This is a genomic window from Microbacterium meiriae, from assembly GCF_032364335.1.
GTDB classification, from domain to species: Bacteria; Actinomycetota; Actinomycetes; order Actinomycetales; family Microbacteriaceae; genus Microbacterium; species Microbacterium meiriae.
Genome location: NZ_CP133984.1, coordinates 1,596,208 through 1,610,961, shown reverse-complemented (window position 1 = coordinate 1,610,961; position 14,754 = coordinate 1,596,208). Strand labels below are relative to the sequence as shown.

The following is a 14,754-nucleotide window of genomic DNA, read 5'->3' as shown; positions in this document are numbered from 1 at the left end:
GCCGAGACCCCGCCTACCACGCGTCGACACGGCGGGGTGTCGGCGGGAAGACGGGGTCTCGGGGAATGGAATCAGGCGTCGAGGCGGAGGAGCCAGCCGTGCTTGTCCTCGCGACGGCCGTACTGGATGTCGGTGAGCTCCTCGCGGAGCGACAGCGCCAGCTCGCCCAGCGGCTGCGGCTCGTCGAAGCCCTCGCCCACGAGCGCGCCGATCGGCGTCACGACCGCGGCCGTGCCACAGGCGAACACCTCGACGATGTCGCCGGAGGCCACGCCCTCGCGCCACTCGTCGATCGAGATCGGTCGCTTCTCGACCGTGTAGCCGCGGTCCTCGGCGAGCTGCAGCAACGAATCCCGCGTGATGCCCTCGAGGATGCTGTCGGACTCCGGCGTGACGATGCGACCGTCCTTGAAGACGAACACGACGTTCATGCCGCCGAGCTCCTCGACGTCGCGCTTCTCGTTGAGGAACACGACCTGGTCGCAGCCCTTCGCGCTGGCCTCGGCCTGCGGCAGGAGGCTGGAGGCGTAGTTGCCCCCCGTCTTCGCCTTGCCGGTGCCACCGCGGCCGGCGCGGGCGTAGTCCTCGGAGAGCCAGATCCGCACGGGCTTCACGCCTCCGGTGAAGTAGGCGCCGGCGGGGCTCGCGATCACGTAGTAGGCGACCTTCTGCGCGGCCCGCACGCCGAGGAAGGCCTCCTTGGCGAACATGAACGGACGCAGATACAGGCTCTGGTCGGCACCAGAGGGCACCCACCGGCCGTCGACGGCGATGAGCTCCCGCAGCGACTGGATGAAGTACTCCGTCGGCAGCTCCGGCAGCGCGAGGCGGCGGGCACTGGCCTGCAGGCGCGCGGCGTTGCGGTCGGGACGGAAGGTGTGGATCGAGCCGTCGGCGTGCCGGTAGGCCTTGATGCCCTCGAAGATCTCCTGTGCGTAGTGCAGCACGGAGGCCGCGGGGTCGAGCGGGATCGGGCCGTAGGGCTGCACACGCGGACGGTGCCAGCCGCCCTTGGCCGACCAGCAGATGTCGACCATGTGGTCGGTGAAGACGACCCCGAAACCGGGGTTCTCCAGCACTTCGGCGACGCGTGCCGGCGAGGCCGCGTTCAGGTTCTTCGTCACGGCGAACTCCAGGGGAGCCACGCTCGTCTCGGCGTCGATCGTCGTCATGTCGTCATCCAATCCTCGTGGGGTGGGCGCATCCTCGCGCCCTGTCAGCCTACGCCCGCCGTTCAGAGACGGGCAGTGATCGCGGAGCCGATCTCCGCGGTGGTGCGGGCACCGCTGCGGGCGGCGATGTCCGCCTCGACCGCGGCGCTCACACGCGCCGACTCGGCCATCAGGCCGAGGTGGTCGAGCAGCAGCGCGAAGGAGAGGATCGCGGCGGTCGGGTCGGCCTTCTGCTGGCCCGCGATGTCCGGAGCCGAGCCGTGCACGGGCTCAAACATCGACGGGAAGGCGCCATCGGGGTTGATGTTCCCCGAGGCGGCGAGGCCGATGCCGCCCGTGACGGCGCCGGCGAGGTCGGTGAGGATGTCACCGAAGAGATTGTCCGTCACGATCACGTCGAAGCGCGAGGGATCGGTGACGAGGAAGATGGTGGCGGCGTCGACGTGCAGATAGTCGACGGCGACGTCGGGGTGCTCGGCGGCGACCTCGTTCACGACGCGCTGCCAGATGGCACCGGCGTGCACGAGGACGTTGGTCTTGTGCACGAGGGTGAGCTTCTGACGGCGGCGCTCGGCAAGCGCGAAGGCGTAGCGGACGACCCGCTCGACGCCGAACGCCGTGTTCACGGAGGTCTCGTTCGCCACCTCCTGCGGCGTCCCCTTCCGGATCGCTCCGCCGTTGCCGACGTAGGGCCCCTCCGTTCCTTCACGGACGACGACGAAGTCGACCTCGCCCGGGTCGGACAGCGGACCGGGAGCTCCGGTGAAGAGCTTCGAGGGGCGCAGGTTCACATAGTGGTCGAGGGTGAACCGGAGCTTCAGCAGCAGTCCGCGCTCGATGTTCGCGTCCTTCAGTCGCGGGTCGCCCGGCGTCCCGCCGACCGCGCCGAGGAGGATCGCGTCGTGGGCGGCGATCGCGGCGAGGTCGTCGTCCGTGAGCGTGTCGCCCGTCTCGAGGTACCGTCCGGCACCGAGCGAGAAGCGGGTCTTGTCGAACGTCACGTCGCTGTCGGCCGTGACGGCGTCGAGCACCTTCTCCGCCTCGGCGATGACCTCGGGACCGATGCCGTCACCCGGGATGACGGCCAGCTTCACGACACGCGACATGAGACTCCTTGCGCACTGCACGGGGGTGGACCGGCCGCGGCGCGACCGCGGGTCGAACGGGCCGGTCCCCCCAGCGTAGTGGTCAGTGCGTGGGTGCCTTGCGCAGTGTGACGGCCGCGATGACCGCCGCGACGACGACGAGGCCCGCCCCGATGAGCGAGGTCACGGTGACGCCGGAGCCGAACGCGTCGGCCGCTGCCTGCCACAGGGCGTCGCCGAGCGCGGTCGGGAGCTCGTGGGCGGCGGTGTACGCGCCGGCCAGCGTCTCCTGCGCAGCGCGGGCCCCCTCGGCCGGAAGCCCCTCGGGCAGCACCAGCGCGCCGCGGTAGAACGCGGTGATGATGCCGCCCAGGATCGCGGTCCCCAGCACGGCACCGAGCTCGTACGCCGTCTCGGACACCGCGCTCGCGGCACCGGCCTTCGCCGCGGGGGCGCTGGAGAGGATGAGCTCGTTCGAGATGGTCTCGGCCGCGCCGATGCCGATGCCGAGGACGACGAAGGCGAGGATGAGCGGTGCCACGCCGTGCTCGTGCGTCGTGAAGGCGACGATGAGGTACCCCGCGACGGAGAACACCAGCGCCGCCGGGATGAGCACGTGCGGCGGCACCCGCCGCGAGATCGGCACCACCGTGAGTCCGGCGACGATCATCGCCGCCATCCCCGGCACGAGCGCGAGGCCCGCGACCATCGGCGAGAGCCCCAGCACGAGCTGCAGGTGCTGCGAGACGAAGTACAGGAACCCGACGAGGGCCACGACGCTGAGCAGGTTCACCAGGATCGCCCCCGAGAACGACCCGCGGCGGAACAGGGCCATGTCGAGCATCGGGGTGTCGGCGCGGAGCTGACGGCGCACGAACAACGTCCCCATCACGAGGCCGAGCAGCGCCCATCCCCCGGCGTACAGCGACGGGCCGTCGACCGCGAAGGACTTGATGGCGTAGACGACCGGGATCATCGCGGCCATCGAGAGCACGATGCTGAGCGGGTCGATGCGGCCGGGATTCGGGTCACGGCTCTCCGGCACGAGCAGCGGCGCGGCGATGAGCAGCGGGATGAGGACGGGGACGGCGATGAGGAACACCGAGCCCCACGCGAAGTGCTCGAGGAGGAAGCCGCCGACGATGGGGCCGAGCGCGGATCCGGCGGAGAACGCAGACGCCCAGACCGCGATGGCCATGCGGCGCTGGTCGCGGTTCTGGAAGATCGACCGCAGCAGCGAGAGAGTCGAGGGCATGAGCATGGCGCCGAAGAAGCCGAGCAGGGCGCGCGCAGCGATGAGAAGGCCCGCGGTCGGCGCGAAGGCGGCCAGAGCGGAGACCACGGCGAACCCCGTGGCTCCGATGAGGAGCAGGCGGCGGCGCCCGAAGCGGTCGCCCAGCGTCCCCATGGTCACCAGGAGTCCGGCGAGCACGAGCGGGTAGACGTCGATGATCCAGAGCTGCTCGGCCCCGCTCGGCGCGAGCGAGATCGAGATCTCGGGCAGCGCGAAGCTCAGCACCGTGTTGTCCACCGACACCAACAGCACCGGGAGCATGAGGACGACGAGCGCCGCCCACCCCCGAGCCCCGACGCGGGGAGCTTCCGTCTCTGTCGTCGGGATCGACGCAGTACGGGTCATGGAACACCTTTCCTTCCTGTGGACCGCTCGTTACTAAACCGTCCGGCTGGTATAGTAACAGATGCAGCCCTCCCGATCCCGCTCAGAGGATGACCGATGCCCCGCCCTCCCCTCGCCCGTGAGAAGGTCCTCGACGCCTTCGAGGCGATCCTCATCGACGACGGCGAACGCGCCGCGACGCTCGAGGCCACGGCGAAGGCCGCCGGCGTGTCGAAGGGCGGCCTGCTCTACCACTTCCGCTCCAAGGACGACCTGGAGACCGGGCTCCTGGAGCGCCTGGACCACCTGACCACCCTCGACCTGGAGCGCATGCGCACCGCCGAGGAGGGCCCCGTCGCGTACTACGTCCGGACCTCGGTGATGGAGGACGACGCCCTCGATCGCGCGCTCATCGCCACGACTCGGCTGGCCCAGGGCGGCTCTACCGCCGCGTCCGACATGCTCCGGGATACCCGGCGTCGCTGGGCGGAGACGATCCGTCCGCACGTCCGCGACACCGCCAGCCTCGACCTCGTGATGCTCGTGAGCGACGGCCTCTACTTCAACAACTCGCTCGATGTGCACGGGCCGGAGCGCCTGGTCCCGCGCAGCGACGAGCTCGCCGATCTCATCGCCCTCGTGCTGCGCGCCACCGCCTGACGCCGGACAAGGCTGCGGGTACGGAGAAGGGCGGGAGCCTCGCGCTCCCGCCCTTCTCCCCCGCTCTGCGGTGTCAGACCTCGGTGATCTCGATCTGACGGAAGAGGTCGGCGTCGATGGCACCGCGCACGTCGTCCAGCAGCTCCTCGGACACGGGCGAGTCGAGCGTCAGCACGCTGAGCGCCTGATCGCCCGCCGCGAGCCGCGAGATCTGCATGCCGGCGATGTTGATCCCGGCCTCGCCGAACTTCTGTCCGTAGACGGCGACGATGCCGGGGCGGTCGGTGTAGAGCATCACGACGTGGTGCTTCTCGATCGGCAGCTCCAGGGCATGGTCGTTGATGCCGACGAGCTTCTCGGCCTGCTTCGGTCCGGTCAGCGTGCCCGACACCGAGAGCTGCGATCCGTCGGACAGCGCCCCCGTGAGGGTGATGACGTTCCGGTACTCCTCACTCACGTCGTCCTTGAGCAGGCGCACCGCGATACCGCGCTGCTCCGCCAGGAGGGGCGCGTTCACGTACGACACGGTCTCGCTCACGATGTTCGTGAAGACACCCTTGAGGGCCGCGAGCTTGAGCACGCTCACGTCGTAGTCGTTGAGCTCGCCGTGCACCTCGACGTCGAGGCTCGTGAGCGGCGACGTGGCCAGTGCGGCGAAGATCTGACCGAGCTTCTCCACGAGCGAGATGCCGGGACGCACGTACGGGTCGATGACGCCGCCCGCGACGTTGACCGCATCCGGGACGAGGTCGCCGCCGAGCGCGAGCCGCACCGAGCGCGCGACCGAGACGCCGGCCTTCTCCTGTGCCTCTTCCGTGCTCGCACCGAGGTGCGGCGTGACGACGACGTTCGGGAGGTCGAGCAGGGCACGGGCGCTGCCACCCTCGGCCGGGGGCTCGGAGGTGAAGACGTCCAGACCCGCACCGGCGATCTCACCGGCGACGAGAGCTTCGTGCAGCGCCTCCTCGTCGATGAGCCCGCCGCGGGCGACGTTCACGACGAAGGCGGTCGGCTTCATGGCGGCGAACTGCTCGGCGCCGATCATGCCCGTCGTCTCCGGGGTCTTGGGCATGTGGATCGTGAGGAAGTCGGCTTCGGCGACGAGCTCGTCGAGCGAGAGGAGTTGCACGCCGAGCTGCTGGGCGCGCGCCGAGGTGACATAGGGGTCGTACGCGACGACGCGCATGTCGAAGGCGGCCAGACGAGCGGCGACGAGGGCGCCGATCCGGCCCAGTCCGACGATGCCGACGGTCTTCTCGAAGAGCTCGGCACCGGTGAAGGAGCTGCGCTTCCACTGGCCGGCGGACAGCGAGGCGTGCGCGGCCGGGATCCGGCGGGCGAGGCTGAGGATGTGGCCGACCGTCAGCTCGGCGGCGGAGACGATGTTCGACGTCGGGGCGTTGACGACCATGACGCCGGCCGCGGTCGCAGCCTTGATGTCGACGTTGTCGAGGCCGACACCGGCCCGTGCGACGACCTTGAGCTTCGGCGCGTGCGACAGCGCCTCCTCGTCGATGCGGGTCGCGGAGCGGATGAGCACCGCGTCCGACTCCGCGAGGGCGGCGAAGAGCGCCTCGCGATCGGTGCCGTCGACGTGGCGGACGTCGAAGTCGGGGCCGAGCGCCTCGATCGTGGCGGGAGAGAGTACTTCGGCGATGAGCACGACAGGCTTCGGCACAGTGGATCCTTCGGGGCAGCGCGACAGGCGGGAGGGGCCGATGCGCCGCACACCGTCGGGGGCGCGATCGCGACAACTCTACCGGAGCGCCGGGACCGCTCCGTGCCGTGTGACGGCGTGACGGATCCGGCTCAGGCGCTGGGCAGCGTCAGACTCAGCGCGAGCAGGCTCATCCAGAACACCGCGACGATGCCGAGTCCGGCGAGGAAGGTCAGGGCGAGCTCGCCCACACGACGGCGTCGGCCGATCGCGAAGGCGAACCCGAACACGATCACGGGGAACACGACACCGAACAGCAGCGTCGCCCATCCGGTGCCGGTGAGGCCGGTCTGGGCCATGGTGATGAGGTGCGCGACCGCGTTCCACACCGCATACGCGTAGAAGAGCCCGGCGAGGGCGATGACGGTCCACACGAGCCAGCGCGGCGAACCGGTCGCCACGGCGGACGGTGTCTTCGGAGCGGTCATGAGCCGATCACCCCCACGGTCACGAACGGCCACGGCACGAGCAGCACGACGCCCGCCAGGAGCACCGCGGCGCGGATCCAGGATGCCCGGCCCCGCGTCAGCACCCACGTCGCGAGGAACCAGAGCGCGGGGGCGGCGATCGCCAGCACGAACCAGGGCAGGAACATGAAATCCGCGACGAGGAACGAGGCGAGCGGCTGCAGGCGGAGACCGCCGGCGATCCACCCCACGGTGTAGAGCAGGTAGACGCCCCCGACGACGCCGACGAGGACCAGCATCGCATTGCTGAGACCGGAGGGCGCTGCGGTCTCCTCGTCCACCGACGCGGGTGCGGACGCCGAGGGTGCGACGGCCTCGGCCGGCGTCGGTTCCGGAGCGGGCGTGGAACGCCGTGCGGCGTCCCGGCGGCGCTGCTCCGCGCTGTCGTCGCCGTCCCAGCTCAGGGCGTCGTCCGAATCGGATGTCATCTCTCCAGAGTAGGACACCCCGACCACTAGGCTCGGGGATGCCTCGGCGGGGTCGCCGGGGACTTTCGGGGGAAAGGACAACCATGGCCGAGAACGAGCCCACGTCGTCTGCTTCGCCGCGTCGTTCCACGGCCGGCGCCACGACCGGCGAACCGCCCGCGGGCTGGACGCCGAGCCCGGAGGCCAAGGCCTCCGCGACGCGCTTCCGCATCGTCGCCGCGGTCCTCTGGGCGCTCGCGATCGCGGGCGAGGCCGTCGGCATCTTCTGGCTCCTGCGCCAGCGCGAGTTCGTCGACGAGGGCGGCGCGCTGCTCCGCGATCCGGACACCGGCCTCCTGGAAGAGCAGGGAGCGACGGCGCAGTTCCCGCAGTGGGCGTTCATCGCCCTGCTCGTCCTGCTGGTCGTGATCGCCGCGCTGTCGATCATCGGCTCGATCCTGTGGAAGAAGGCCAACACTCTCGACCCCGCCCGCCGCGCCGACAAGACGCGGTTCTTCATCCAGAACCAGCTCGGCGCGATCATCGCGGTCGTGGCCTTCCTCCCCCTGGTCATCCTCATCTTCCTGAACAAGGACATGGACAAGGGGCAGAAGGCGACCGCCGGCATCGCCGGCATCGTCCTGGCCGTCCTCGCCGCGATCGTCGGGACGAGCTTCGCCCCGCCGTCCGTCGAGCAGTACACCGCAGACCAGTCGGCCGTGATCCAGCTCCTCGGGGCCGATGAGGTCGTGTGGGTCGACGGCGGCAAGGTCTATCACGTCTGCGATGAGGTGCCCGCGATCCAGACCGGTAGCGAGATCCGCACCGGCACCACCTCCGAGGCCATCGAGGCGGGGAAGATCCGGCTCACCCTGCAGTTCGCGTCCGAGCTGCGCACGTGCGGCCTGGCGGTACCCGAGAACGCCGACGAGATCACCGAGGCCCTCCGCGCGATCCAGGCCGGTCAGGTCGACACGCCTCTGCCCGCTCCGGTCTGGGCCGACCCGACGGATGCCCCGATCCGGATCCAGGACGCCCCCGCCGACGAAGGCTGACGTCAGGAGGCGCTCAGGGCCTCGACGAGACGGTCTTCCGCCGAGGCGAGGTGGGCGCGCAGCACCGCGGCCGCGCGCTCCGCGTCGCCGGCGGCGACAGCCTCGAGCATCTCCGCGTGCTGCGCGGCGATGAGGTCGGCATCGAGGAGACGCCGCCCCTGCACCTGCGCCATGCACAGCCGCACCTCGTCCAGCACGCTTCGGTACATGCGGCTGGTCCGCTCGCTGCCCAGGGCGTCGATGAGCGCCGTGTGGAAGCGGAGGTCGGGATCGACCGTCGCGGGATCGGGGCCCGGCGCCATCGCCTGCAGGTCGGCGTTCGCCGCCACGGCGGCCGCCGGCACAGCAGCGCTCTCCGCGAGCTCGCGCAGCGCCGCGCTCTCCAGCCGGATCCGCGTGCGGTAGACGTCGCGGACGGTCTCCGCCTCGATGCCGACTACGCGCGCCGTGCGATGGGCCGTCCGGACGAGCAGTCCGCTGGCCACCAGCTGCTCGATGGCCGCTTTCGCGCTGGGACGGGCGACGCCGTAGGCCTGGGAGACCGCCGCCTCGGTCAGCGGCTCCCCCGAGCGGATCTCGCCGGAGAGGATCCGGCTACGCAGCTGTCCGGTCACGGCGTCGACCACGCCGACCACGCCGAGGGGGCGCTCCGCGATCGAGGTCATGCGGAACAGTCTAGTGAGGCGTCCGTCGTTCAGTACACTTGTCAGACAATCTTCGAGCGGAGCAGAGGAGCACCGTGCCCACCACCCTCGACCACCCCCTCGATCCCGCACTGCTGGGGACCGAGACGCAGGTGCACGCCCGATCCATCGACCGGTTCGCGCGCGCCCACGACGCCTCCCACTACCTGCTCATCCCGGACGCGGTGCTCTCCCCTGCGGACGCCGAGGGCGTCGCCCGTGTGTTCACGGCGGTCCGGGCGGCCGGACGCACGCTCACGTTCCGCTCCGGCGGCACCAGCCTCTCCGGACAGGGCGTCAGCGGCGACATCCTCGTCGACACGCGCAGCCACTTCCGCGACGTCCACATCGAGGACGACGGCGCCGCGGTCAGGGTCGGCCCCGGGGCCACCGTCCGGCAGGTGAACACGCGGCTGGCCCGGTACCGCCGCAAGCTCGGGCCGGATCCGGCCAGCGAGATCGCCTGCACGATCGGCGGCGTCGTCGCGAACAACTCCAGCGGCATGGCCTGCGGCATCACGGAGAACTCGTACCAGACGATCACGTCGATGGTCGTCGTGCTGCCCAGCGGCACCGTCCTGGACACCGGACGCGCGGACGCCGCGGACGTGCTCCGCGCCGCGGAACCCGCCCTGTTCGCCGGGCTGTCGTCGCTCCGGGAGCGTCTGCTCGCCTCGCCCGGGAACGTCGCGTTCCTGCGGCAGCAGTTCTCGATGAAGAACACGATGGGCTACGGCCTGAACGCCCTGCTCGACTTCGACGACCCGGTGCGGATCCTGGAGCACCTCCTCATCGGATCGGAAGGGACCCTCGGCTTCGTCGCGGAGGCCCGTTTCCGCACCATTGAGGTGCGCCCCGCGATCGCCACCGGTCTGCTCGTCTTCGAGACGCTGTCGGCGGCGATGACCGCGCTCCCCGCTCTCACGGAGCTCGGACTCGCGACGATCGAACTCCTCGACGCCGCCTCGTTGCGCGTCGCCCAGGGCCTGAGCGACGTCCCGGCCGCGATCTCCGAGATCGACGTCCAGGGCCACGCCGCCCTCCTCGTCGAGGTGCACGCCGTGGATGACGACGCCCTCGCCGTCGCGAGCGCATCAGCGCAGGCGCACTTCGATGCCCTCCCCCTCGCCGTCGCCCCACGCCTGACGACCGATGCCGCCGAGCGCGCCGCACTGTGGCACGTCCGCAAGGGCCTCTACACCGCTGTCGCCGGGGCGCGGCCGTCCGGGACGACCGCGCTCCTCGAAGACATCGTCGTCCCCGTCCCCCGGCTGCTGGCCACCTGCGAGCGACTGATCGAGCTGTTCGCGCAGCACGGCTACGAGGGCTCCGTGATCTTCGGGCACGCGAAGGACGGGAACGTCCACTTCCTGCTCAACGAGCGCTTCGACGACCCCGAGAGCGTGGCGCGGTACCGCCGCTTCACGGACGACCTCGTCGAGCTCGTCCTCGCACAGGAGGGATCCCTCAAGGCCGAGCACGGTACCGGACGCATCATGGCGCCGTTCGTGCGGCGTCAGTACGGCGACGAGCTCACCGACATGATGTGGGAGATCAAGCGGCTGTTCGATCCGGACGGGATCCTCAACCCCGGCGTCGTGCTGTCCGACGACCCGGACTCGTACCTCCGGGATCTCAAGCGCGTGCCCACGGTGGAGCGCGAGGTGGACCGCTGCGTGGAGTGCGGCTACTGCGAGCCGACCTGCCCGAGCAAGAGCATCACGCTCACCCCGCGGCAGCGCATCGTGCTGCGGCGGGACATGGCCTGGGCCGAGGAGCAGGGCGACACGGCGCTGCTGCGGGACCTGCGCGCGGACTACGACTACGACGGCGTGCAGACCTGCGCGGTCGACGGCATGTGCGGCGTCGCGTGTCCGGTGGACATCAACACCGGCGACCTCGTACGCCGCCTCCGGGCCGAGCAAGAGAACGCCGTGGAGGGTGCAGCCTGGGGGACGGCGGCGAAGCACTGGAGCACCGTCACGCGCGCCGGCGGCGTCGCCCTCACGGTCGCCGATGCTCTCCCCGTCCCGCTCGTGCGCGGCGCGACGCGGGTCGGGCGCGCGGTGCTCGGCGCCGACACCGTCCCCCTCTACGACGGCGGCCTCCCCCGCGGCGGCACCGCGCCGCCTCGACCGGTCTCGCCTCCCGACGCCCAGGCCGTCTTCTTCGGCGCCTGCATCGGCACGATGTTCGGTCCGGAGGACGAGGGTCCCGGCTCCCGCGACGCCCTGCGCGCCCTGCTCGACCGCGCCGGGATCCCCGTCGTGGTCCCGGAGGAGAACGGCGGGCTCTGCTGCGGGACGCCGTGGAAGTCCAAGGGACACCTCGACGGCTATCGCCTCATGTCCGACCGGGTGCTGGCCTCGCTCTGGGACGCCAGCCGCCACGGGGAGCTCCCGGTCGTCTGCGACGCGGCCTCCTGCACCGAGGGCCTCGACGTCATGCTCACCCAGGCCGTCGCCGCCCATCCGGAGTACGCCGGTCTGCGCATCGAGGACGCCACCACGTTCGTCGCGCGGGAGGTGCTGCCGCGCCTCTCCGTCGATGCGAAGCTCCCCTCGATCGCCGTGCACCCGACCTGTTCGACGACCGCGCTCGGCGCGACCGGGGCGCTGACGGCGATCGCCGCCGCCGTCGCCGACGAGGTCTTCGTGCCCGACGGCTGGGGCTGCTGCGCGTTCGCCGGTGACCGCGGCATGCTGCACCCCGAGCTCACCGCGAGCGCGACAGCCCAGGAATCGGCCGAAGTCTCCGCGGCCGATACGGCCCGCGGCGGCTTCGACGCCTTCGTGTCGGCCAACCGCACGTGCGAGATCGGCATGACCCGCGCCACCGGCCGCCCGTACCGCCACGTGATCGAGGTTCTCGAGGAGCGCACGCGCCCCTAGCTCAGCGACGAAGGGCCCCCGTCGGATCACCGACGGGGGCCCTTCTGCGGAGCGTGTGTCAGGCGCCGTGCGCGGTGAGCACGGCGACCGGAGCCTCGCGGAGACCGGCCGGGATCACGATGCGGGTCGAACCGCCGTCTGCGGACACCTCCGCCGGGGTCCCGTCGGCCCACGACAGCGCAGCGGCCGTGAGCTCGGACGGCAGCTCGAACTCGCCGTCCGCCGGGTCGAGCGCATGCACGTGCACCGCGTCGGTGGACGTGGTGTAGCGGCGAGGAGCCCCCGTGCGCTCCCCCATCCGCGTCCAGGGCCGCGTGCCGTAGATCGCCGCACCGTTCACGGCCAGCCAGCTGCCGAGCTCCTGCATCGCCTTCCGCTGCAGCGCCGGAATGGATCCGTCCGCCGCGGGGCCGACGTTGATGAGCAGGTTGCCGTTCTTCGCGACGACGTCGACGAGGAGCCGGATCAGGGCCGCGCCGGAGAGCGAGTGGCGCTCGTCCTCCGCCTGGTTGAACCCGAACGAGTAGCCGAGCCCGCGGGTCGACTCCCACGGCTCGGGGATGATGTCCGGGATGTCCGTGTATTCGCGGGTGAGGAACCCGTGGTACGGCACACCCCAGCGGTCGTTGACCACACCGTCCGGGACGGCGTCGAAGTACCGCTGCAGGAGTGCGGCCACGGCGTACTCCTCCGTCCCCTTGCCGCCGTCCGGCCACTCGATGTCGTTCCAGAGCACGTCGGGCGCGAACCGCTCCACGAGCTCCTCGAGCTGCGCGGCGGCGTACCGGGAGAAGTGGGCGTCGTTGCGACGGAACCGGAACAGGTCGGTGTCCGACTCGATCGGCGGGAAGTCGCTGACGTGCCAGTCGAGCGCTCCGGAGTAGTACACGCCGAACTTGGCTCCCGCCCGCCGCGTGGCGTCGTGGAACTCGGAGATGAGGTCACGGCGAGGGCCGCGCGCGACGGCGTTGAATCCGGTCGTGGCGGTGTCCCACAGACAGAACCCCTCGTGGTGCTTGGTCGTGGGCACGACATAGCGCGCTCCGGCCGCGACGAGTTCACCGACGAAGGCCTCGGCATCGAAGGCGTCGGCGTCCCACTGGTCGGCGAGGTCCTCGTACGAGGTCCCAGGACCGTAGGTGCGCTGGTGGCGCTCCCACGTCGGGCTGCCCGGGATGCGCACCGTGTTGCCGTACCACTCCGCGTACTGGTGCCACGCATAGGCATCCTCGGTGGGGATGTTCACGCCCTCCCCGTGCTGCACGGCCCACGCCGGCACGGAGTACAGCCCCCAGTGCACGAAGAAGCCGAGCTTGGCGTCGCGGTACCAGTCCGGCACGCCGTTCGCGGGGTACACCGGGGACGCCGCACCGAAGTCGGGGCCGGTGCGCTTCTCGAAGTTCATCATGATGCCGTGTCCTCCTCGTAGGCCCCGCGGCGCACGACCACCGCGGTCAGATCGGGGTCGCCTGTCGTGTCGAACGGGAACACCCCGGGGCGCAGGCGATGGTGTCCGAGGCGGAGCAGGTCCTGGTCCACCCCGCCCGGGGTGAGCGCCAGCGTCCATCCCGCTGCCAGCTCGTACAGCTCCGGCTCCAGGTAGCCGATCTTCACGACCACGATGTCGGCCGTCGTCGGCTCGAGCCCCAGCATCCGGAAGTCGGAGAGGTGGTGGAAGGGCTTGCGGCGCTCGGTCAGGATGGCGTGCAGCCCGCCGACCGCGAGCACCACCTGGGTGCCGGCGTCCGGGTCGCCGTCGGTGACGGAGAACACCGTGCCGGTGATCTCGACCGGTCCGTGGGGCCCGGAATCGACCGCGGCTCCGGCTGACAGCGTGACCGTCGCACCGACGCCCGCCTCCACGGCTTCGGCGACGGCCCGCGCATCGAAGATCGAGGCGACCAGCGTCGTGTGCGTGCCGTCGGTGAGCTCGGGTCGCTGCAGCAGGTGGGCGAGGGTCCAGGTCACATCGCCCGCTCCCCCGGCCGTCGGGTTGTCCCCGGAGTCGGAGATCACGTACGGATGCGGGGCACCGGGGGCCAGCGCCTCCTCCAGCGCGTCGTCGAGGCTTCCCGTCTTCGCGACGAAGACGAAGTCCTTCCGTGCCTCCCAGAACATCCGGGCCACGCGCTCCGCCTCACGGGCGATGACCTCCCTGTCGTCCCCGGTGACCACGACGTACGCCTGGCAGCGCGGCTCGTCGGCCCATGCGTAGCCGATCCACACCGACGCGTCCACGACGCCCGGCAGCGCCTCGATCTCGGGGAGCTCGGCATAGATGCTCCGCGCGGGTTCCAACCGCGTGCTGGTCTTCTCCCCCGGCAGCAGCACGGGTACGGGCACCCAGGCGGTGAAGGGCCGCCGCGCCTGCACGTCGCCGCCGTGCGGTCCACGGAGACGGTCGAGCAGGTTCCACACCGCCCGCTCCTTCGTGTTCAGCCAGTCCTCATGCGGCGCCATCCGATAGCAGGTGAGCAGATCGACCGCATCGCGCAGGGTCTCCGAGACGTTCCCGTGCAGATCCATCGATGTGGAGACGAGGGTGTCCGGGCCGAGGGCCTCGCGCACCGCGAGGGCCAGATCCCCCTCGGCATCGTCCATCCCGACGACGCTCATCGCGCCGTGGATGTCGAAGAAGAATCCGTCGAACGGCCCCTGCGTGCGGATTCCCTCGACGATCGCGTCCTTCATCCGGCGGTAGGTGTCCGGGTCCACGGCACCGCCGGGCAGCGAACGGCCGTGCGTGAGCGGGACCCACTCCGCCGCCTCGGCGAGCTCGCGTCCGGCGTCGAGGAACGGGTAGTACGCCCGCAGTGCATCGCCGGTGCGGATCGTGAAGGCCTCGTCCCCGGAGATATGCGGGGAGAAGGTGCTCGACTCGATGGAGATGCCGCCGATGCCGATCCGGGGCCGCGCGAGCCCGCCCTCGGCGAGCGGCGGCAGCGGACCCATCCAGATCTCGTGGGCTTCCGGGCGTGCGGTCACGGTGGTGTTCTCCT

At 70.9% G+C, this 14,754-nt stretch carries 12 protein-coding genes; 3 read left to right on the top strand and 9 right to left on the bottom strand.

Features of this window, described 5'->3' with window-relative positions:
• Positions 1 to 71: 71 nt before the first annotated feature.
• The 3 genes from RI211_RS07655 to RI211_RS07645 form a co-directional block, all read right to left on the bottom strand.
• Positions 72 to 1,172 carry a branched-chain amino acid aminotransferase gene (locus tag RI211_RS07655; RefSeq protein ID WP_315636963.1) on the bottom strand — a complete coding sequence of 367 codons (1,101 nt, stop codon included), beginning with the start codon at positions 1,170 to 1,172 and terminating at the stop codon, positions 72 to 74.
• Positions 1,173 to 1,234: 62 nt separating this feature from the next.
• The gene (locus RI211_RS07650; protein WP_315636964.1) at positions 1,235 to 2,278 is read right to left on the bottom strand and encodes a 3-isopropylmalate dehydrogenase; all 1,044 of its coding nucleotides are present in this window, start codon (positions 2,276 to 2,278) and stop codon (positions 1,235 to 1,237) included.
• An 82-nt stretch (positions 2,279 to 2,360) separates the two neighbouring features.
• A complete protein-coding gene (locus RI211_RS07645) occupies positions 2,361 to 3,896 on the bottom strand; it encodes an MFS transporter (protein WP_315636965.1) in 1,536 nt (511 codons plus the stop codon).
• A 96-nt stretch (positions 3,897 to 3,992) separates the two neighbouring features.
• Between RI211_RS07645 and RI211_RS07640 the strand changes: the two genes are divergently transcribed.
• A complete protein-coding gene (locus RI211_RS07640; protein ID WP_268776402.1) occupies positions 3,993 to 4,535 on the top strand; it encodes a TetR/AcrR family transcriptional regulator in 543 nt (180 codons plus the stop codon).
• A gap of 73 nt (positions 4,536 to 4,608) precedes the next feature.
• On the opposite strand, the gene serA is transcribed toward RI211_RS07640, so the two are convergent.
• The 3 genes from serA to RI211_RS07625 all read right to left on the bottom strand — a co-directional run bounded on the left by serA (position 4,609) and on the right by RI211_RS07625 (position 7,147).
• A complete protein-coding gene (serA, locus tag RI211_RS07635) occupies positions 4,609 to 6,213 on the bottom strand; it encodes a phosphoglycerate dehydrogenase (protein WP_105949735.1) in 1,605 nt (534 codons plus the stop codon).
• A gap of 131 nt (positions 6,214 to 6,344) precedes the next feature.
• On the bottom strand, positions 6,345 to 6,680 hold the full coding sequence (locus RI211_RS07630; RefSeq protein WP_268776403.1) for a hypothetical protein: 336 nt from the start codon (positions 6,678 to 6,680) through the stop codon (positions 6,345 to 6,347).
• A complete protein-coding gene (locus RI211_RS07625) occupies positions 6,677 to 7,147 on the bottom strand; it encodes a hypothetical protein (RefSeq protein ID WP_315636966.1) in 471 nt (156 codons plus the stop codon). Before RI211_RS07625 ends, RI211_RS07630 begins: the two co-directional genes overlap by 4 nt.
• An 83-nt stretch (positions 7,148 to 7,230) precedes the next feature.
• On the opposite strand from RI211_RS07625, the gene RI211_RS07620 reads away from it, so the two are divergent.
• On the top strand, positions 7,231 to 8,181 hold the full coding sequence (locus tag RI211_RS07620) for a hypothetical protein (protein WP_315636967.1): 951 nt from the start codon (positions 7,231 to 7,233) through the stop codon (positions 8,179 to 8,181).
• Between the two features lie 2 nt (positions 8,182 to 8,183).
• Here RI211_RS07620 and RI211_RS07615 read toward each other — a convergent pair whose 3' ends face one another.
• Entirely contained in the window at positions 8,184 to 8,846 is a 663-nt protein-coding gene (locus RI211_RS07615) for a GntR family transcriptional regulator (RefSeq protein ID WP_315636968.1), read from the bottom strand.
• 74 nt (positions 8,847 to 8,920) lie between these two features.
• On the opposite strand from RI211_RS07615, the gene RI211_RS07610 reads away from it, so the two are divergent.
• Positions 8,921 to 11,755, top strand: coding sequence for an FAD-binding and (Fe-S)-binding domain-containing protein (locus RI211_RS07610; RefSeq protein ID WP_315636969.1), 2,835 nt, complete (start codon positions 8,921 to 8,923; stop codon positions 11,753 to 11,755).
• A 58-nt stretch (positions 11,756 to 11,813) separates the two neighbouring features.
• On the opposite strand, the gene RI211_RS07605 is transcribed toward RI211_RS07610, so the two are convergent.
• Entirely contained in the window at positions 11,814 to 13,163 is a 1,350-nt protein-coding gene (locus tag RI211_RS07605; protein ID WP_187663926.1) for an alpha-L-fucosidase, read from the bottom strand.
• Positions 13,160 to 14,707 carry a M81 family metallopeptidase gene (locus RI211_RS07600; RefSeq protein ID WP_315637167.1) on the bottom strand — a complete coding sequence of 516 codons (1,548 nt, stop codon included), beginning with the start codon at positions 14,705 to 14,707 and terminating at the stop codon, positions 13,160 to 13,162. Before RI211_RS07600 ends, RI211_RS07605 begins: the two co-directional genes overlap by 4 nt.
• Positions 14,708 to 14,754: the final 47 nt, after the last annotated feature.